At 61.1% G+C, this 18,613-nt stretch carries 15 protein-coding genes; 9 read left to right on the top strand and 6 right to left on the bottom strand.

The genetic code is table 11. From position 1 onward, the window contains the following. Positions 1 to 70: 70 nt before the first annotated feature. A complete protein-coding gene (locus CWI66_RS06055) occupies positions 71 to 616 on the bottom strand; it encodes a hemerythrin domain-containing protein (protein ID WP_081195609.1) in 546 nt (181 codons plus the stop codon). A 237-nt stretch (positions 617 to 853) separates the two neighbouring features. Between CWI66_RS06055 and CWI66_RS06050 the strand changes: the two genes are divergently transcribed. Continuing rightward, a complete protein-coding gene (locus tag CWI66_RS06050; protein ID WP_100731194.1) occupies positions 854 to 2,188 on the top strand; it encodes a replication-associated recombination protein A in 1,335 nt (444 codons plus the stop codon). Between the two features lie 62 nt (positions 2,189 to 2,250). On the opposite strand, the gene lolA is transcribed toward CWI66_RS06050, so the two are convergent. Together lolA and CWI66_RS06040 are read right to left on the bottom strand one after the other, a co-directional pair. Further along, the gene (gene lolA / locus CWI66_RS06045; protein WP_016914486.1) at positions 2,251 to 2,904 is read right to left on the bottom strand and encodes an outer membrane lipoprotein chaperone LolA; all 654 of its coding nucleotides are present in this window, start codon (positions 2,902 to 2,904) and stop codon (positions 2,251 to 2,253) included. 149 nt (positions 2,905 to 3,053) lie between these two features. Next, positions 3,054 to 6,473, bottom strand: coding sequence for a DNA translocase FtsK (locus CWI66_RS06040; RefSeq protein ID WP_100731193.1), 3,420 nt, complete (start codon positions 6,471 to 6,473; stop codon positions 3,054 to 3,056). 118 nt (positions 6,474 to 6,591) lie between these two features. Here CWI66_RS06040 and aat point away from each other — a divergent pair, with 118 nt between their 5' ends. The 3 genes from aat to infA all read left to right on the top strand — a co-directional run bounded on the left by aat (position 6,592) and on the right by infA (position 8,462). Continuing rightward, a complete protein-coding gene (gene aat, locus CWI66_RS06035; RefSeq protein ID WP_100731192.1) occupies positions 6,592 to 7,341 on the top strand; it encodes a leucyl/phenylalanyl-tRNA--protein transferase in 750 nt (249 codons plus the stop codon). 31 nt (positions 7,342 to 7,372) lie between these two features. Further along, positions 7,373 to 8,107, top strand: a complete 735-nt coding sequence (locus CWI66_RS06030; protein WP_100731191.1) for an arginyltransferase — start codon at positions 7,373 to 7,375, stop codon at positions 8,105 to 8,107. Between the two features lie 136 nt (positions 8,108 to 8,243). After that, entirely contained in the window at positions 8,244 to 8,462 is a 219-nt protein-coding gene (gene infA / locus CWI66_RS06025; protein ID WP_007111068.1) for a translation initiation factor IF-1, read from the top strand. A gap of 198 nt (positions 8,463 to 8,660) precedes the next feature. On the opposite strand, the gene clpA is transcribed toward infA, so the two are convergent. The 3 genes from clpA to CWI66_RS06010 all read right to left on the bottom strand — a co-directional run bounded on the left by clpA (position 8,661) and on the right by CWI66_RS06010 (position 13,932). Next, positions 8,661 to 10,937: an ATP-dependent Clp protease ATP-binding subunit ClpA gene (gene clpA, locus CWI66_RS06020; RefSeq protein WP_100731190.1), complete on the bottom strand. Its 2,277-nt coding sequence runs from the start codon at positions 10,935 to 10,937 to the stop codon at positions 8,661 to 8,663. Positions 10,938 to 11,092: 155 nt separating this feature from the next. Beyond that, complete coding sequence (clpS, locus tag CWI66_RS06015) at positions 11,093 to 11,416, bottom strand: ATP-dependent Clp protease adapter ClpS (protein WP_371317426.1); 324 nt, start codon at positions 11,414 to 11,416, stop codon at positions 11,093 to 11,095. A gap of 281 nt (positions 11,417 to 11,697) precedes the next feature. Further along, positions 11,698 to 13,932 (bottom strand): NADP-dependent isocitrate dehydrogenase, encoded by a 2,235-nt coding sequence (locus CWI66_RS06010; RefSeq protein WP_100731189.1) that lies wholly within the window; start codon positions 13,930 to 13,932, stop codon positions 11,698 to 11,700. 240 nt (positions 13,933 to 14,172) lie between these two features. On the opposite strand from CWI66_RS06010, the gene CWI66_RS06005 reads away from it, so the two are divergent. The 5 genes from CWI66_RS06005 (at position 14,173) to purB (ending at position 18,577) form a co-directional block, all read left to right on the top strand. Then, positions 14,173 to 14,775, top strand: a complete 603-nt coding sequence (locus CWI66_RS06005; protein ID WP_100731188.1) for a pseudouridine synthase — start codon at positions 14,173 to 14,175, stop codon at positions 14,773 to 14,775. After that, the gene (locus CWI66_RS06000; protein WP_100731187.1) at positions 14,772 to 15,218 is read left to right on the top strand and encodes an NUDIX domain-containing protein; all 447 of its coding nucleotides are present in this window, start codon (positions 14,772 to 14,774) and stop codon (positions 15,216 to 15,218) included. The genes CWI66_RS06005 and CWI66_RS06000 overlap by 4 nt, the downstream gene beginning before the upstream one ends. A gap of 73 nt (positions 15,219 to 15,291) precedes the next feature. After that, the gene (mnmA, locus tag CWI66_RS05995) at positions 15,292 to 16,449 is read left to right on the top strand and encodes a tRNA 2-thiouridine(34) synthase MnmA (protein WP_100731186.1); all 1,158 of its coding nucleotides are present in this window, start codon (positions 15,292 to 15,294) and stop codon (positions 16,447 to 16,449) included. Next, positions 16,446 to 17,084 (top strand): high frequency lysogenization protein HflD, encoded by a 639-nt coding sequence (gene hflD, locus CWI66_RS05990; RefSeq protein WP_081137495.1) that lies wholly within the window; start codon positions 16,446 to 16,448, stop codon positions 17,082 to 17,084. The genes mnmA and hflD overlap by 4 nt, the downstream gene beginning before the upstream one ends. 107 nt (positions 17,085 to 17,191) lie before the next feature. Further along, on the top strand, positions 17,192 to 18,577 hold the full coding sequence (gene purB / locus CWI66_RS05985; RefSeq protein WP_100731185.1) for an adenylosuccinate lyase: 1,386 nt from the start codon (positions 17,192 to 17,194) through the stop codon (positions 18,575 to 18,577). Positions 18,578 to 18,613: the final 36 nt, after the last annotated feature.

The following is an 18,613-nucleotide window of genomic DNA, read 5'->3' as shown; positions in this document are numbered from 1 at the left end:
TAGATATTGATCAAAACGGGGCGCTAGTTTAACACGCCCCGTCCAGCGCTGAAGGGGGAGACCGCGGGAATTACAGCGAGGGCACCTCGGCACCGCGCAACTCGGCGTAAAGCTCAGGATAGGCCAGCTGTAAACGCTCGAGTTCTTTCTCCGCACCTTCCGGCAGCGCCTGGCGCAGCTCTTCCAGCTCCTCGGACGTGAAGTGCTGGTCGATCAGGGGGAATAGCCCTTCCCGCTCGTGGCGCAGATAGGCGCGGTGCGCTTCCAGATACGACTTCAGGTCGTCCGCGAAACGGTCCATGGGTAGAATGTTGTCCATGAGAATCATATCGATATCATGGGACAGGCGCATCAAGCGAGGCTTTAGCTCACGGTAGTCATCGGCCATTTGGGTCATCAGCGGCTGATGCTCCGTCGCTTGCGCTTGCAGCCGCTCGACGCAGATTCGTTCGAGAGGCGCGGCAAAACCATCCATGTAAGACAAGATGTAGTCGACCACTTCACGCATTAGTTGAAAGTCAGGCCGCTCTCCTTCGGCCAGCGTTTTATGCTTGAGTTGAAGCACATGCAGCATGCGCGCCATATTGGCATGATCCAGACGCAGTTGGTTTAACATCTTGCCGTCTCCTTTGATAAGTATCGTACCCCGTGCTTCCCCTACCGAAACCAGGGTACGCGACCATGATCAGGGTTCTACTACACTAGCGTTAATCCTTGTCTTGCGCCTGGGGGGTTGGCCAACCAATGCAGAACTTCCCAGTTACGCCCAAAGGTAGCCTGACGTAGCGCTATTTACCACAGACACTTGTTAAGCATTGAATGTTCAACGTAACGATTTACAACGGAAGTTGCCATGGATCTTTTTGATACTCAATCCACCGAAGAGGCGCCGCTTGCCTATCGCATGCGCCCTCTAACCCTCAACGAATACGTTGGCCAGCAGGCGCTGGTGGGGCCAGACAAGCCGCTGCGCCGCATGGCCGAATCAGGTGTCGTTCGCTCGATGATTCTCTGGGGCCCCCCCGGCGTGGGCAAGACCACCCTGGCCGAACTGCTGGCTCGCGCCTCCGAAACGCACCTGGAGCATTTGAGTGCCGTGATGGCCGGGGTCAAGGAAATTCGGCTGGTGGTCGAGGGCGCCCGCCAGCGTCAGACACCCACGTTGCTGTTTCTGGATGAGATTCATCGGCTCAACAAGAGCCAGCAGGACGCGCTGTTGCCCCACGTGGAGTCAGGGCTGCTGACCCTGATCGGCGCGACCACGGAAAACCCCTCCTTCGAGGTGAATTCGGCGCTGCTTTCCCGCGCTCGGGTCTACGTGCTCAAGTCGCTCTCTCAGCAAGAGCTGATACAGGTGATGCAGCAGGCCCTCGACAGCGACAGCCGAGGGCTCGGCAAACGGCGCATTCAGGTGGAACCGGGGGTGCTGGAAGCGCTGGCCCACGCCAGCGCTGGCGATGCCCGGCGGGCCTTGGGGCTGCTGGAGACGGCCTGCGACTTCACCGACGCCGTCGCAGGCCGGGAAGTGCTGCGTAAGGCGGTACTGGCCGACGTGGTGGGCCACCAGGCTAGCGCCTTCGACAAACAGGGGGATGCCTACTACGACCTGCTGTCGGCCATTCACAAGTCGGTTCGCTCATCGCGCCCGGATGCCGCCCTGCTGTACATGGCGCGCTTTCTTCAGGGAGGCGGCGATCCGCTGGATATCGTGCGCCGTTTGACGGCCATTGCCTCGGAAGATGTGGGCAATGCCGACCCACGGGCACTGCCACTGGTGATCGCCGCCTGGGATGCCTACCTGCGGCTGGGTGATTACGAAGGCCAACGCGCCATTGCCCATGCCGCCATTCACCTGGCAGTGGCACCCAAGAGCAACCGGGTCGACCAGGCCTGGAAAAGTGCTCGACAGTTCGTGGCACAGCAGCCTCAGCTGGAAGTCCCCAGCTACCTGCGTAACGCCCCAACCAAACTCATGGAGCAATTGGGGCATGGGCAAGGTTACCGCTACGCCCATAATGAGCCCCACGGCTACCCGGCAGGCAGCGCACACGATTGCTGGCCAGACGAAGTACCAGCAGCCCGCTTTTACGAACCCAGTGAGCTGGGTCAGGAGAAACGCTTTGCCGAGATCATGGCCTGGCGAGCACAGCAGGACCAACAAGCAGATCAGGCACCCGAAAGTGCCTGATCAAGAGGTGCTAATACAGAGATGCCAAGCGGAAAGAGCGTTTTAAACAGCAAGCACGCTGCCTACCACTCTTCACGGATGACGTCGGTGCCGTCCGGGATGTCGAAGTCGAACAGGCTGCGGTCGATGCTGCCATTGCGGGTGATATCGCTGAAGGTAATCGAAGTACGCTGCCCGGTGCTGTCCATCATCCACAGCTCGGTCAGGGTTTGCTGGTCGAACACCATGCTGAGCTCTTCGAACAGCGTATCGGCAGAGGTGGGAATCAGCGTAAAGACGTCATCGCCATCCTGCTGCTCGTAGAACACGTCGTAGCTGGCCGTCAGCTCGGTGGCACTTCCGGAAAGCAGTAGCGCCGGCGTGTGCGTGACACGGTCATCCATGGCCTGAACGGTGACCTGCTCCAGGTCCGGGTCGTACAGGTAAACGTCTTCCCCATCGGACACGACGGTTTGCGAATAAGGAGCGTCGACTTCCCAGCGCAGCAAGCCAGGACGTGACAGCCACATTTCGCCATGAGCACTTTGCAGGCGCTGGCCGCTGCCATCGAGAATCCGCTGCTCGAAGCTGGCATGGTAGTTCTCGAGAGGGTCGAGACGCTCGGTGAGGCGTTCGGCCGCTTCGTTGGCCCAGGCCATGGGTGCGGCAAAGGTAAGCCCCAGTGCGCTAGCAGCCAATGCCAATGCAGGCGAGCGACGTTGAGTAGGTTCGCGCATAGTGATTCTCCCTAGGCAGTCATTGCCAAAAGCGGATGAGGCACGGAGCAAGCGCTGCTCCTGATGCCATTCAGACGCGAAAAACGCCGCAGGGTTGCACCTGCGGCGCGACTTTCACGCTTGTTGCATGATTGACGAATACCGATGGCTCAATGGCCCACCGGCGGCGGCGCCAGCACCTCGCGGGAACCGTTGCCCCCCATGGAGGAGACCACGCCTGCCCCTTCCATGGCTTCCACCAGGCGTGCCGCGCGGTTGTAGCCAATCTTGAAACGGCGCTGAACCGCCGAGATGGACGCCTTGCGCGTTTCCGTGACGAACTGGACCGCCTCATCGTACAGCGCATCCTGCTCGGCATCGTCACCCTCTACGCCTTCGGCTTCGAGGCCCGTCAGCGCATCGGCTGAAACACCGCCCGAGAGAATCTCGTCGATGTACTCCGGCTCACCGCGGCGCTTCCAGTCATCGACGACCCGGTGCACTTCATCATCATCCACGAACGCGCCATGGACCCGGTTGGGCGGGCCCGACCCGGCCGGCAGGTAGAGCATATCGCCATGCCCCAGCAGGCTCTCTGCACCGCCCTGGTCGAGAATGGTGCGCGAGTCGATCCGTGACGATACCTGGAACGCCATCCGTGAGGGAATATTGGCCTTGATCAAGCCCGTCACCACATCCACCGAGGGGCGCTGGGTGGCCAGAATCAGGTGGATACCGGCCGCCCGTGCTTTCTGGGCCAGCCGGGCAATCAGCTCCTCCACCTTCTTGCCCACGATCATGAACATGTCGGCGAATTCGTCGATGACCACCACGATATAGGGCAGTTTTTCCAGTATCGGGGGCGTCTGGTGCATCTCCCAGGGCTCTGGCTCCCACAGGGGGTCCGCCACCTGGGCACCGGCGCGGGCGGCCTCCTCCAGCCGACCATTGAAGCCCGCAATGTTGCGCACCCCCATGGCAGCCATCAGCTTGTAACGACGCTCCATTTCCGCCACGCACCAGCGCAGGCTGTTGGCGGCCTCTTTCATGTCCGTCACCACGGGGGCCAGCAGATGCGGTATGCCATCGTATACCGACAGCTCCAGCATCTTGGGGTCGACCATGATCAGCTTCAGCTCGTCAGGCTTGGCCTTCAGCAGCATCGAGATCAGCATTGCATTGACCCCGACCGACTTACCCGACCCCGTGGTACCGGCCACCAGCAGATGCGGCATCTTGCCCAGATTGGCGACCACGGGCCCGCCACCGATGTCCTGGCCAAGGGCCATGGTCAGCGGTGAGCTCTCCTGCTGGTAGCGGTCGGAGTCGATCACTTCGCGCAATCGAATCATGGCCCGATGAGGGTTGGGTATTTCGATACCGACCGTAGGACGACCCGGGATGACCTCGACCACGCGCACGCTTTTCACCATCAGCGAGCGTGCCAGATCCTTGGCCAGGTTACTGATCTTGGAAACCTTCACACCAGCGGCGGGCTTGATTTCGAAACGCGTGATGACAGGCCCGGGCCAAGTGTCCACCACTTCTGCCTTGACCCCGTATTCACGCAGCCGGACTTCCAGCAGCTCGGCCATGTCCGCCAGCTGCTCGTCTGTGTAGTTGGGCTGATGGGGCTCGGGCGGGGTCAGCAGTTGCAGGCTGGGCACCTCCCCCTCGGGCTCATCTTGGGTCTCGAAACTGGGTCGCTGACTCTGCAGATGCTCGACGGTCCACAGCGTAGGGCCATTATCGGGCTCTGCATCCGGCGGCGTATCTGCCGCCAGGGTTGGCTCATGGCGTGGCCCTGTGGCTATCGGCGCCGGGCTGACGGGCAGCTCTTCGTCATCCTCGTCCCATACCGGCTCGGGCACGACTTCGGGCACCCGCTCGCGGCGTGGCTCCGCCGCCAGGGGCACCGGGGCCGATTCAACCGATGTCGAAGCAGCCACCTGTTCGGGAACGACGGCCAGAGGCGCCTCTTGACGTGTCTCATCGTCCGGGTCGCGGGCGCTCAGCGACGTGGGCGCGGCCATCGCGGCATCGTCTTCTCGGGAAGCTCTCAGCGGCGTCCCTTCAGAAACGGGTTCATCGACCACTGGTTTATCGATCACCGGTTCATCGACTGTCGGCTCGTCAACCTCTGAGCCGGGTGCTGCCGGTTGCGCCTGTGGCGGCTCGGGCACTCGTTCTGCCTTGAGAGCGGGCTCCTGGGCAGGTTCCGGCTCGGCAGTCGGCGTCACCTGGGGCTGTGCGGCCCAAATGCGCGGTTCCGCCAAGGGCGCTGGGGTGTCGGTTTCTTCCGGCTCTGCCAGAGTAAAGCTCGGCTCTCGCGGCACCTTGACGGGCTCGACAAAGGGCGTTGACTGCTGAGCGGACGCTGTCGGCTGCGGCGCGGCAGACGGCTTCTCCGTGGCGGAAAACGACATCACTGGTTCACGAGGCGGCTCGACCAGCTCCTTGACGAGCTGCCTAGCAGGCACTGCGGCCTCGGGAGCGGCCTCTTCCTGCACGGGCGCAGCAGGCGCCTGGGAAGCAGGCTCGGGGCTCGGTGCCGATGAGGCGCTCGACGGTGCAGCATGGCGCTCGCTCAGCACGGCCGCTGCTTCCCAAGGAATGGAGGTATCGCTATCGGGAGCCGTTGCCGTAAAACTGGGTTCGCGGCGCTCACGACGCGGAGCAGGTGAGCGCTCGCTTACTTCGTCATCGCCACGGCGGGCTGAAATGGGTGCACTGCTGCCCTGTGGTTCAGGCGTGGCATAGAAGGCATCGTCTGGGTCGGGTTCTGGGTCGGTACTGGTATCGCTAGGCTCGACCCAGGAGCGCTGTTTCACTTTGCTGGCCGCGGCTTTTCCTGCCGCGCGAACGGCAGCACGCTCGGCACGCTTTTCGCGGCTTTTGGCACGACGCACACCGAACCAGCCACCCACTCGGCAGAGCCTGCGCCCTACCTCATCGGCCACTTGCAGCCAGGAAGTACCGCTGAACAGCGGAAAACCAATCAGAATCAACGCCGCAGCAATCAAGCCCACGCCACCGCTGCCCACCAGCAGTTTCAGCGTACCCACCAGCCCTTCTCCCAGAATGCCACCAGAGGCGTAGGGCAAAATGCTGTTCGGGTGATAAAAATGCAGTGCGCCCAGCGTGGTGGTGCCAAACATCAGCAACACGAGGCCACCCGCGCGCACGGCAATGGCCACCGGATCCAGCTCGAAACGCACTTGGCGCGAGCGCATCAACCACCAGGCCGAATAACCGAACATGCCTGGCCACCACAGAGCGCTGGCCCCCAACAGTGAATAGAGCACGTCGGCCAGCCAGGCGCCGACCGGGCCCATCCAGTTACGTACCTGCGTCTCAGGCCCCTGGTAAGACCAGCCCGGATCTGCCGGGTGATAGCTAAACAGTGATAACAGCAAGAAGACGCAGACGGCCAACATCACCACCACGACGCCTTCACGGGCCGAGCCCTGCAGGCGCAGGCCGAACCGGTGCGCCTTGTCCTTTGCCGCCGTGACACGCGTCGATGAACGAGATGGTGACTGGCGCGCGTTACGCTGCGTTCGCTTGTCTACCGCCTTATTTACTTTCAAGCGATTCTCCCTTTACACCACATTGGTGTCTTTAATCCACTTGCGAGTTTGCATCATACCGAGCATCCTTCCGCCGTCACAGCGCTTCTAATCAAGCTACTCGTCACAGGAGCAAGCGATGCTACCCTGGCTCTCCTCGCCAACCCCCTTTTTCCCGTCGACCGAGCAGGCATTGGCGTCACCCAACGGCCTGCTGGCTGCCGGTGGAGAGCTTACACCAGCGTGGCTGGTCGAGGCTTACCGAAAGGGTATTTTTCCCTGGTACAGCGATGACGACCCCATTTTGTGGTGGAGCCCGGACCCACGCATGGTGCTGTTGCCTGCACAGTTTAAGCTACGTCGCAGCTTAGCTAAACGCCTGCGCCATGGTGGCTTCAGTGTGACGCGGGATCAACACTTTTTAGCCGTGCTGGATGCCTGCGCGGCGCCGCGCCGGGGCGAACCCGGCACCTGGATCAACGCCGAGATGCGCCACGCGTATCACACCCTGCATACTCTGGGCATCGCCCATAGCATCGAGGTACATCAGGACGGGCACTTGGTGGGTGGCCTGTATGGCCTGGCCATGGGGCCGGTGTTCTTCGGCGAATCCATGTTCTCGCGCGTGCCCGATGGCTCCAAGATCGCTCTCGCCCACCTGGCATATGCCATGCAGTCCCATGGCGGCCAGCTGATCGATTGCCAGATGCACACCCCCCACTTGGCCAGCCTGGGCGCAACAACAGTCGCTCGCCGCACGTTCATCAACTATCTTGAACAGTGGTTACCGGAAAAAACATTCTGCTTACCCTCAACCCCTGATCAGACGCCTGTCGTGCCCGCCTCGCCCTGGCTTGATGCGCTGCCGAATGCCATCGAGGCGAGATGATGGCGTCACTGTCCACTCAAGGAGGCAAGCCGTGAGTAGTAACGCTCCTCGCCGCCCCGTGCGGGATCTGCGCTTCTTCCTGACCGTTCCTCATGCTTGCAGCTACCTTCCCGACAAGGAAGCGACCACGCTGTTTCTCGACCCACAGGAGTCGCCTGTACCCGGGGTATACGACTCGCTATCTCTGCTAGGGTTTCGTCGCAGCGGGCGACACTTGTACCGCCCACACTGCGAAGGCTGCAATGCATGTCGTTCGGTGCGCATTCCCGTCAACGGCTTCAAGCCCAACCGCACCCAGCGCAAGGTTTGGCAACGTAATACTGATATCACGGTGCGCGCCATGCCCGCCCACTTCGACCCCGGCCACTACGCGCTGTACGCCGATTACATTCGGTTGCGCCATGCCGACGGCGACATGTACCCGCCCAGTCGTGACCAGTACCGTACTTTCCTGACGCTGCAGGAGCCCTACGCCCATCTGATGGAGCTGCGCCTCGAGGATGAGCTGGTGGCCGTGGCCGCGTTCGATCAGCTGGAACACGGCTTGTCGGCCATTTATACGTTTTTCAAAGTGGACGACGCGCTGGAGAAACGCTCGCTGGGCACCTACGCCATCCTGCAGCTCATCGCGCTTTGTGAAAGCAGACAGTTGCCGCACCTTTACCTGGGCTACTGGATCGAGGAGTGCCGCAAAATGCGCTACAAGCAGGCATTCTCACCCATCGAGGTGCTGGACGGGCGTCATTGGCGGCCTTTAATTCGCTAAACAGGCCAGCTTTTTTGCCTTGACGCCAGGCTTACGGCACAATATAGCGCTGTTCCTGAGCGCCTCGGCGTTTGCCGATGCGCGATGAGTGAATTTCTGACCAACCACGACGTAAAAAAGTGAGGATCTGCCTAATATGGCACGCGAAGATCATATTGAAATGGAAGGCGTTATTGTCGATACCCTTCCCAACACCATGTTCCGTGTAGAGCTGGAAAACGGCCATGTGGTCACTGCCCACATCTCTGGCAAGATGCGTAAAAACTACATCCGCATCCTGACCGGCGACAAGGTCAAGGTCGAACTGACGCCCTACGACCTCTCCAAAGGCCGCATCGTTTATCGCTCGCGCTAATCGCCTGCAGGCAACGCAGTTTCTTGCCTGCGCTTTACCCCCCTGCCTTTCTCTGCAGGCTGTACCGCACTTGCCGTACTGCCACGGTAGCGCCGTATAGTGCCGTACTGCATCGCGCTTTACCGTAATGTGCCGCTCGCTAAAAACGACAACGCCCCGTCGAAGACAGGGCGCTGCGTGTCGTAGGAACCGCGCCCGTCAGGGCGCGTCCGCCATCTCCGTCTCGGTGGAGAGATGCAGTTCCCCCTCCTCCAGACTGACATGTACGATGCCTCCCTGCTCGGCCAACTCGCCAAACAGGATCATCTCGGCCAACGGCTTCTTGAGCTTCTCCTGAATCAAGCGAGCCATCGGACGGGCACCCATGTCCGGGTCATAGCCTTTCTCTGCCAGCCAGTCGCGGGCGATATCGTCCACGTCCAGCTGCACACGCTTCTCGTCCAACTGCGCCTGTAGCTCGATCAGGAACTTGTCGACGACGTTGCGTACCACCGAGGTCGGCAAAGCATGGAACTGAATGATGCCGTCCAGGCGGTTGCGGAACTCGGGTGAGAAAGTACGGCGGATGACCTCCATGGCATCGGTGGAGTGATCCTGACTCTGGAAGCCAATGGAGCGCCGTGACGCCTGCTCGGCCCCTGCGTTGGACGTCATGATCAGGATGACATGGCGGAAATCGGCTTCGCGCCCGTTGTTGTCGGTGAGGCGACCGTGATCCATGACCTGCAGCAGCAGGTTGAAGACTTCAGGATGCGCCTTTTCGATCTCATCGAGCAACAGCACGCAGTGCGGCTGTTTGGTGACGGCCTCGGTCAACAAGCCACCTTGGTCATATCCCACGTAGCCGGGAGGTGCGCCAATCAGACGCGACACCGTATGACGCTCCATGTACTCGGACATGTCGAAGCGTACCAGCTCGATCCCCATGATGTGCGCCAGCTGCTTGGCCACTTCCGTCTTGCCCACGCCGGTCGGGCCAGCGAACAGGAAGCTGCCCACCGGTTTGTCAGGAGATTTCAGCCCGGCCCGCGACAGCTTGATGGCGGCCGACAGCGTATCGATGGCTTCGTCCTGGCCGAATACCAGCATTTTCAGGTCGCGATCCAACTTCTCGAGCAGTTTACGATCCGAACTCGACACGCTCTTGGGCGGTATGCGGGCAATTGACGCCACCACGGCTTCGACCTGCTCCACATCGATGGTTTTGGCACGCACTTCCGGCGGCAGCATGCGCTGGTGCGCACCAGCCTCGTCGATGACATCGATGGCCTTGTCGGGCAGATGACGATCATTGATGTAGCGATCCGCCAGACGAGCGGCACTCTCCAGCGCACCGTCGGTGTACTTCAGCTCATGATGCTCTTCGAAGCGCGAACGCAGCCCCTTGAGAATCTTGATGGTATCTTCCACCGAGGGCGCCAGCACATCGACCTTCTGGAAGCGACGCGCCAGGGCACGGTCTTTTTCGAAGATGCCGCGGAACTCCTGGAAGGTGGTCGAACCGATGCAGCGCAGTTCGCCCGACGAGAGCAGCGGCTTCAACAGGTTGGAGGCATCCATGACGCCACCGGACGCTGCTCCTGCGCCGATCACCGTGTGAATCTCATCAATGAACAGAATGGCATTCGGCTGCTTGCGCAGCTCGCCCAGCAGGCTCTTCAAGCGTTTTTCGAAATCGCCGCGGTATTTGGTACCCGCCAGCAGCGCGCCCATGTCGAGGGAGTAGACGACGGCATCGGCAATCACGTCCGGCACGTCTTCTTCGACGATACGCTTGGCCAGCCCTTCGGCAATGGCCGTCTTGCCCACGCCCGCCTCACCCACCAGCAGCGGGTTGTTCTTGCGACGCCGGGCCAGAATCTGCACGACGCGCTCGAGCTCGTGGTCACGACCGATCAGCGGATCGATCTTGCCCTGGCGCGCCTGCTCGTTGAGGTTGGTGGCATAGCCGGTCAGCGGATGGGCCGCCCCTTCGGCACTGCCCTCCTCGGCATCATCGCTCTCTTGTGAAGAAGGTGATGGCGATGGACCGTGACCCGACACTTTGGAAATGCCGTGGGCGATGTAGTTGACGGCATCCACTCGAGCAACGCTCTGCTGCTTGAGGAAGTAGACCGCCTGGCTCTCCTGCTCGGAGAAGATCGCCACCAGCACGTTGGCGCCGCTCACTTCGCTCTTGCCCGAGGATTGGACGTGGAATACGGCACGCTGCAGCACACGCTGGAAGCCTAGCGTAGGCTGCGTTTCGCGGTCGCCCTGCCCTTCCGGGATCAGCGGCGTGGTCGAGTTGATAAAATCCTGCAGATCGGACCGCAGCTTGTCGAGGTTTGCCCCGCACGCCTTCAGCACATCGACCGCGGAGGCATTGTCCAGCAGTGCCAGGAGCAGATGTTCGACGGTCATGAATTCGTGGCGCTTCGAGCGAGCCACGGTGAAGGCCGTGTTCAGGGTCAGTTCAAGTTCTTTGCTCAGCATGGCAGTCCCCTTTTCGCTACTACCTAGGGCATGTCGCCACCTAGGGCTTGCGTCGGATCAGTTTAATCGACCGGCACTTTCAACATCGGGTACAAATGGCGTGGTTGCAAGCCCCAAGGCTACTTTTTTTCAACGCTGCATGCGGTGCAGCATGATCAATCCGCAGCCTCGATGTCGCTCATCAGCGGGTGCTCGCACTCACGGGCATACTCATTCACCTGATAACTCTTCGTTTCTGCAATGTCGCGGGTAAAAATGCCGCAGGTCGCCTTCCCCTGGGTATGCACCGCCAACATTACCTGTACGGCTTTCTCGTTATCCATATTGAAAAAGCCCTGCAATATTTCGACGACGAATTCCATCGGCGTGTAGTCGTCGTTATGCAGCACCACCTTGTACAGAGGCGGCTGGGCCAACGCAGGCTCGGCGGGCTGTACGGCCAGATCATCTTCGTACTCGGGCATACCGGGACGCGTCATGCCTGCATGCAGAGTCGCTGTCACGTCCAGACGTTGTGTATTAGGCATAAGTCACATGCATCATCTTCTTGCTGCTGACAGTCAGGGCCTTGGGTCACTTCAAGGACAAAGCATTTACAGTCCAGGCTTCTACAGACTGTACACCCATGTATAAGACGCCTGCCATCAACAAGGGTTCATGAAAGGTAAAAAATTATCACACAGCAGAGAATAAAAAACCCTCGCCCGCAAGGCGGGCGAGGGGTCGATCAGCCGTTGAAGCGCGACGGCTCAGCGCATGATCAGCCCTTGGCCACCATGGCCAGCGCGTCGTTGAGAGTCTTGCTCGGACGCATGGCCTGGCTGGCCAGCTCACCGTTGGGGTGGAAGTATCCCTGGATATCCACCGGCTGCCCCTGCACGCTGTTCAGCTCATCGACGATGGCGCTCTCGTTGGCTTGCAGCGTCTCGGCCAGACGGCCAAACAGGGATTTCAGTTCGGCGTCCTGATCCTGAGCGGCCAGCGCTTCTGCCCAGTACATTGCCAGGTAGAAGTGGCTGCCACGGTTATCCAGCTCGCCCACTTTACGCGATGGCGACTTGTTGCTGTCAAGGAACTTGCCGTTGGCCTCGTCCAGCGCCTTGGCCAGCAGAGACGCACGGGCGTTGCCGAAGGTGCTGCCCAGGTGCTCCAGCGAGGCAGCCAGCGCCAGGAACTCGCCCAGCGAGTCCCAACGCAGGTGGTTCTCTTCCAGGAACTGCTGAACGTGCTTCGGTGCAGAGCCGCCCGCGCCGGTCTCGAACAGACCGCCGCCGTTCATCAGCGGCACGATAGAGAGCATCTTGGCGCTGGTACCCAGCTCCATGATCGGGAACAGGTCGGTGAGGTAGTCGCGCAGCACGTTACCGGTGACGGAGATGGTGTCTTCGCCCTTGCGGATACGCTCCAGGGAAACCTTCATGGCATCGACCGGCGCCAGGATACGGATATCCAGACCCGCCGTGTCGTGCTCTTTCAGGTAGGCCTCGACCTTCTTGATCAGCTGCGCATCGTGAGCGCGGTTGGCGTCCAGCCAGAACAGTGCCGGAGCACCGCTGGCGCGGGCACGGGTAACGGCCAGCTTGACCCAGTCCTGAATCGGCGCGTCCTTGGTCTGGCACATGCGCCAGATATCACCGGCTTCCACGCTGTGGCTGAACAGCGTCTGGCCTGCGTCGTCGGTCACTACCACGGTGCCATCAGCAGGCATCTGGAAGGTCTTGTCGTGGGAGCCGTACTCTTCGGCTTTCTGGGCCATCAGACCCACGTTGGGCACGCTACCCATGGTGGTGGGGTCGAAGGCGCCGTGCTGCTTGCAGTCCTCGATCACCGCCTGGTAGATGGTGGCGTAGCAGCGGTCCGGGATGACTGCCTTGGCATCCTGCAGCTCGTCGTTGGCATTCCACATCTTGCCGGAATCGCGGATCATCGCTGGCATGGAAGCATCGATGATGACGTCGCTGGGCACGTGCAGGTTAGTGATGCCTTTATGGGAGTTGACCATGGCCATGGCCGGACGCTGCTGGTAGAGCGCATCCACGTCGGCCTTGATGGCCTCCTGCTGGTCGCTGGGCAGCTTCTCGATGGCGCTGTACAGGTCACCGATACCGCTGTTCGGGTTGAAACCTGCGCTCTTCAGCGCTTCGGCATGCTTCTCCAGCACGTCCTTGTAGAACTCTTCGACCACGATGCCGAACATGATCGGGTCGGACACCTTCATCATGGTGGCCTTCAGGTGCAGCGAGAACAGCACACCGCTCTGCTGAGCATCGCTGATCTGGCTGGCGATGAAGCTGCGCAGACGGCGGCTGCTCATGCTGGCAGCGTCGATGACTTCGCCTGCTTTTACCGCCAGCCCCTCTTTCAGCACGACGCTGCCGCCATCCTTCTGCTGCAGCTCGATCTTCAGCGTGCCCGCTTTTTCCATGACCGCCGACTGTTCGCTGCCGTAGAAATCGCCTTCGCTCATGTGAGCGACGTGGGATTTGGAGTCGGCGCTCCAGGCACCCATGCGATGCGGGTACTTGCGGGCGTAGTTCTTGACCGACTTCGGCGCACGGCGGTCAGAGTTGCCTTCACGCAGCACCGGGTTGACGGCGCTGCCCTTGGCCTTGTCGTAACGCGCCTTGATGGAGGCTTCTTCGTCGTTTTTGGGCTCTTCAGGATACTCGGGCAGCGGGTAGCCCTGGCTCTGCAGCTCTTTGATAGTCGCTTTCAGCTGCGGGCCAGACGCACTGATGTTGGGCAGCTTGATGATGTTGGCTTCCGGCGTGGTGGCCAGCTGGCCCAGCTCTGCCAGGTCATCGCTGACCCGCTGTTCGTCGCTCAACACGTCCGGGAACTGCGCCAGCACACGCGCTGCCAGAGAGATATCACGGGTTTCTACTTCGACACCGGCCGAGTCGGTGAAGGCATCAATAATCGGTAACAAGGAGTAGGTAGCGAGCGCAGGAGCTTCATCGGTGAGCGTATAAATGATCTTCGGCGTTTTAGACATTTTGCGTTAACCTCTTCTTTTCAGTCGCTGTGATTATAAAAAACCCTGAGCTACGCGGCTCATACAACGAATAGCCTTGCCGCGAAGCGGGTGGAGCATCCTGTATGCGCTGCCCCTTATGGTCACTCGGTGGTAAAACGACGCCGGTACATCTCAAACGGCTGCGCCGGAGTATACCAGCGCTGCACGGTAATCGCATGAGCGATTGTCGACAAATCAACTGACCCGCTATTCGAGCCCATGAGCACGCTATATTTACTGCACAAGCCCTACCGAATGCTTTCCCAATTTACCGACCGGGAAGGCCGCGCCACCCTGGCCGACGTGATCAGCGTGCCCGGGGTCTACGCTGCAGGTCGGCTGGATTACGACTCCGAAGGCCTGCTGCTGCTCAGCGATGATGGTGCCTTGATTCACCGCATTGCCCACCCTCGCCACAAGCAGCCCAAGACCTACTGGGTACAGCTGGAAGGCCAGCTCACCGACGACGCCCTTCACGGGTTGCGCTCCGGGCTGATGCTCAAGGATGGCCCGACGCTACCCGCCAAGGCGCGGCGCATGGCGCCTCCCGACCTGCCAGAGCGAACCCCCGCCGTCGACCCCAAACGGCACCCGGTGACCAGCTGGCTGGAGCTGACCATCAGCGAAGGCCGCAACCGCCAGGTGCGCCGCATGACGGCGGAGGTAGGCTTCCCTACCCTGCGCCTGATACGCGCGGCCATTGGGCCCTGGCGGCTGGAGGGGCTGGCGCCCGGCGAGTGGCGCAAGGAAACCCTCCACGCGCCGCGCCAGGCACCGGCGAAAACGGCGCGCACCCACCCAACTCGGAGAAAGCCGCGATGAGCCGCCCGATCATTCGCAGCACGGTGGCCTGCGTGATTCGCGAAGGGGAGCGCTTCCTGATGGTCGAAGAGGACAAGGGTAGCCCACTGACGCTGTTCAACCAGCCCGCGGGCCATATCGAACTGGGTGAAGGCCCGAAGGCCGCCCTGCTTCGCGAAGTTCGGGAAGAGACCGCCTGGCACGTTTCACTCACAAGCTACCTGGGCCTCTACGTGCTGCATACCGAACAGGGCGATACCTTTCACAGCCACGGCTTCGTGGCCACGCCGCTCCGCTCGCTCGGCACACCGCTGGATAACGACATCCTGGCCACCCACTGGTTGACCCGCGCCGAGATCGCCGCGCTGGCCAGCGAGCGTCGGCTGCGCAGCCCGCTGGTGCTGCAGCGTATCGACGATGCCCTGGCAGGTCGCCACTACCCGCTGGACGTGATCCACGAGTGAAGCACTCGAAGCATCCGGCTCCCATCGTGTATAATCGCCGCCCACTTGCATACCACTTCAACAGAGGATGCCCATGACATCCATCCATGGCACCGCTACCCAGGCCACCTCCGACACCGCCGCTCACGCCACTGGCAAGGTCATCGTGGGCATGTCGGGAGGCGTCGATTCATCCGTCTCGGCTCTGCTGCTGCTACAGCAAGGGTACGAAGTCGAAGGCCTGTTCATGAAGAACTGGGATGAAGACGACGGCACCGAATACTGCACTGCCAAGGAAGACCTGGCCGACGCAGAAGCGGTCTGTGCCAAGCTGGGCATCAAACTGCATACGGCCAACTTCGCCGCCGAATATTGGGACAACGTGTTCGAGCATTTCCTGGCCGAATACAAGGCGGGGCGCACTCCCAACCCGGATATCCTGTGTAACCGAGAAATCAAGTTCAAGGTGTTCCTGGAGTACGCCGAAATGCTCGGCGCCGACAAGATCGCGACCGGCCACTACGTGCGCCAGGGCGAGCGCGCAGGTCGACCACGGCTGCTCAAGGGGCTGGATGCCAACAAGGATCAGAGCTATTTCCTGCACGCCGTACCTGAAGCGGCCATTGCGCGTACGCTGTTCCCCGTCGGCGAGCTGGAGAAACCCGCCGTGCGCGCCTTGGCCGAACAACACGACCTGGTGACGGCCAGGAAAAAGGACTCCACCGGTATCTGCTTCATCGGTGAGCGTCGCTTTCGTGATTTCCTGCAGCAGTACCTGCCCGCTCAGCCAGGCACCATCGAAACGCCGGAAGGCGATGTGATTGGCCAACATATGGGGTTGATGTACTACACCCTCGGCCAGCGCCAGGGCCTGGGAATTGGTGGACTAGCCAACTACCCCGAAGACCCCTGGTACGTGGCAGGCAAGGACCTGACGCGCAACGTACTGATCGCCGTGCAAGGCAAGCAGCACGCCCTGCTGCATACCAATGCGCTGGCCACCGAAGCAATGGACTGGGTAGCGGGCGAGCCACCTGCCCAGCAGGGCCGGTTTACCGCCAAGACGCGCTACCGCCAGAGCGACTGCCCCTGCGAGATCCGCGCCCAGGCCGACGGCAGCGTCGAAGTCATCTTCGATGACCCGCAGTGGGCCGTGACGCCCGGCCAATCGCTGGTGCTCTACGACAACGACTTCTGTCTGGGCGGCGGCGTAATTCGCGCCACCTGGAACACCACGGAGGCCGCGGCATGAGCGCCACCCCCATTCATCGTGCTCCCGACTCTCCGGCAGCGCGCCAGGCTCTGGCCCTGGCCGGGGTCTTTCAGGCCGCCAGCCTGGTGGACGAACTGGCCCGCACCGGGCAGGTAGACACCCGCGCCTGGGACACGCTGATCCATGCCACGGTGGATACCAACCCCGAAAGCTTCGAAGCCATTTACGGCGGACACCCCAACAACCTGCGCCGGGGGCTCGACACACTGGAAGCCCTGGTAGGCCGCAAGCAGGCCAATCCGGTGGTGCTGCGCTACGGCTTTTCGCTGCTGCTATTGATGAACAAGTTGCGTAACGACACGGCCATGATGGACCTGCTGGGCCAGAAACTCACCCACGTGCAGGGGCAGGCAGAGCACTTCGGCACGACCCACGAAAACGTGATTGCAAGCCTGGGGGAAACCTATCAGGAAACCCTCTCCACGCTAAAGACCCGCATCGTGGTACAGGGTGACCCCTCGCTCTTGCAGACCCGCATGATGCCCGAACGCGTACGCGCCTGTCTCATGGCCGGTATCCGCTTTGCGCTGCTGTGGCACCAGCAGGGTGGACGGCGCTGGAAACTGGTGTTTCAGCGCAAGGCCTTGCGCCGCGCTCTGGATGAGCTGGGCTAGACAAACGCTGCCTCGCCAGCCTGACGCCCCAACCACTGATGTTCGACCACCGACTCTCGATCACCGACTCTCGATCACTGACTCTCGACCAACCTGGAAACCAAGCCATGCAACTCTCAGCCTTGACCGCACTTTCCCCTGTTGACGGCCGCTACGGTGCCAAAGCCGCAGCGCTGCGTGAACACTTCAGCGAATTCGGTTTGATCCGTGCCCGTGTGATCGTGGAAGTGCGCTGGCTGCAACGCCTTGCAGAGCACAGCCAGATCGTCGAAGTACCGCCGCTTTCGGCAGCCGCCACGGCCTTCCTGGAGCAGTTGATTCGTGAGTTTTCAGTGGCCGATGCCGAACGCATCAAGGAGATCGAGCGCACCACCAATCATGACGTCAAGGCGGTCGAATACTTCCTCAAGGAGAAGATTGCCGATCAGGCCGAGCTGCATGCGGTCACCGAATTCATCCACTTTGCCTGCACCTCCGAGGACATCAACAACCTCTCCTACGGGGTCATGCTGGCCGATGGCCTGAAAGCCATGCTGCCTACCCTGCATGAAGTGGCCGATGAAATCGGTAAGCTGGCCATCGCCCACGCTGGCCAGCCCATGCTGTCGCGCACCCATGGTCAGACGGCGAGCCCCACCACGCTGGGCAAGGAAATGGCCAACGTGGCCTACCGCCTCAAGCGCCAGCTCAAACAGATCGAAAGCGTCGAGATTCTGGGCAAGATCAACGGCGCCGTGGGCAACTACAACGCTCACCTGACCACCTACCCGGATATCGACTGGGAAGCCAATGCGCGCACGTTCGTGGAAGGGCTGGGACTGAGCTTCAACCCCTACACCACACAGATCGAACCCCACGACTACATTGCCGAGCTGTTCGACTCCCTGTGCCGCTACAACACCATCCTGATCGATTTCGATCGTGACGTGTGGGGCTACATTTCGTTGGGCTACTTCAAGCAACGCACCGTCGAGGGCGAAATCGGCTCCTCCACCATGCCGCACAAGGTCAACCCCATCGACTTCGAAAACTCCGAAGGCAACCTGGGCCTGGCCAACGCCATCCTCAGCCATCTGGCCCAGAAACTGCCGATTTCCCGCTGGCAGCGCGACCTGACCGACTCCACGGTGCTGCGCAACCTCGGCGTCGGCCTGGCTTACGGCTTGATTGGCTACCACGCCAGCCTGAAAGGCATCAGCAAGCTGGAAGCCAACCCGGCCAGACTCGCCGAAGACCTGGACAACAGCTGGGAAGTGCTGGCCGAACCCATTCAGACCGTCATGCGTCGTTACGGCATCGAGAAGCCCTACGAGAAGCTCAAGGAGCTGACCCGCGGCAAGCAGATCGACCAGGCAGGCTTTGCAGCCTTCATCGACACCCTGGCACTGCCCGACGACGTGAAACAGGAGCTGAAATCTCTTTCGCCAGCCAGCTATATTGGTAATGCGAAGGCGCAGGCCGAAGCCCTTCCGCAACGGCTTGCGTCCCTATAAACGCACGCCGTTTCGTTCCGTGCCGCTCACTCACTT

This window comes from Halomonas sp. 141, from assembly GCF_002810305.1.
In the GTDB taxonomy this organism is placed as follows: Bacteria; Pseudomonadota; Gammaproteobacteria; order Pseudomonadales; family Halomonadaceae; genus Vreelandella; species Vreelandella stevensii.
Note: the sequence above shows the minus strand (reverse complement) of the source record. Positions and strands in the feature narration are given on the sequence as shown.

Coding starts and splice junctions, on each gene's coding strand:
- CWI66_RS06010 (WP_100731189.1), bottom strand. CDS start 13,932: ATGTCTAAAACGCCGAAGATCATTTATACGCTCACCGATGAAGCTCCT.
- clpA (WP_100731190.1), bottom strand. CDS start 10,937: ATGCTGAGCAAAGAACTTGAACTGACCCTGAACACGGCCTTCACCGTG.
- CWI66_RS06005 (WP_100731188.1), top strand. CDS start 14,173: ATGAGCACGCTATATTTACTGCACAAGCCCTACCGAATGCTTTCCCAA.
- CWI66_RS06000 (WP_100731187.1), top strand. CDS start 14,772: ATGAGCCGCCCGATCATTCGCAGCACGGTGGCCTGCGTGATTCGCGAA.
- CWI66_RS06055 (WP_081195609.1), bottom strand. CDS start 616: ATGTTAAACCAACTGCGTCTGGATCATGCCAATATGGCGCGCATGCTG.
- purB (WP_100731185.1), top strand. CDS start 17,192: ATGCAACTCTCAGCCTTGACCGCACTTTCCCCTGTTGACGGCCGCTAC.
- hflD (WP_081137495.1), top strand. CDS start 16,446: ATGAGCGCCACCCCCATTCATCGTGCTCCCGACTCTCCGGCAGCGCGC.
- infA (WP_007111068.1), top strand. CDS start 8,244: ATGGCACGCGAAGATCATATTGAAATGGAAGGCGTTATTGTCGATACC.
- clpS (WP_371317426.1), bottom strand. CDS start 11,416: ATGACGCGTCCCGGTATGCCCGAGTACGAAGATGATCTGGCCGTACAG.
- mnmA (WP_100731186.1), top strand. CDS start 15,292: ATGACATCCATCCATGGCACCGCTACCCAGGCCACCTCCGACACCGCC.
- aat (WP_100731192.1), top strand. CDS start 6,592: ATGCTACCCTGGCTCTCCTCGCCAACCCCCTTTTTCCCGTCGACCGAG.
- lolA (WP_016914486.1), bottom strand. CDS start 2,904: ATGCGCGAACCTACTCAACGTCGCTCGCCTGCATTGGCATTGGCTGCT.
- CWI66_RS06050 (WP_100731194.1), top strand. CDS start 854: ATGGATCTTTTTGATACTCAATCCACCGAAGAGGCGCCGCTTGCCTAT.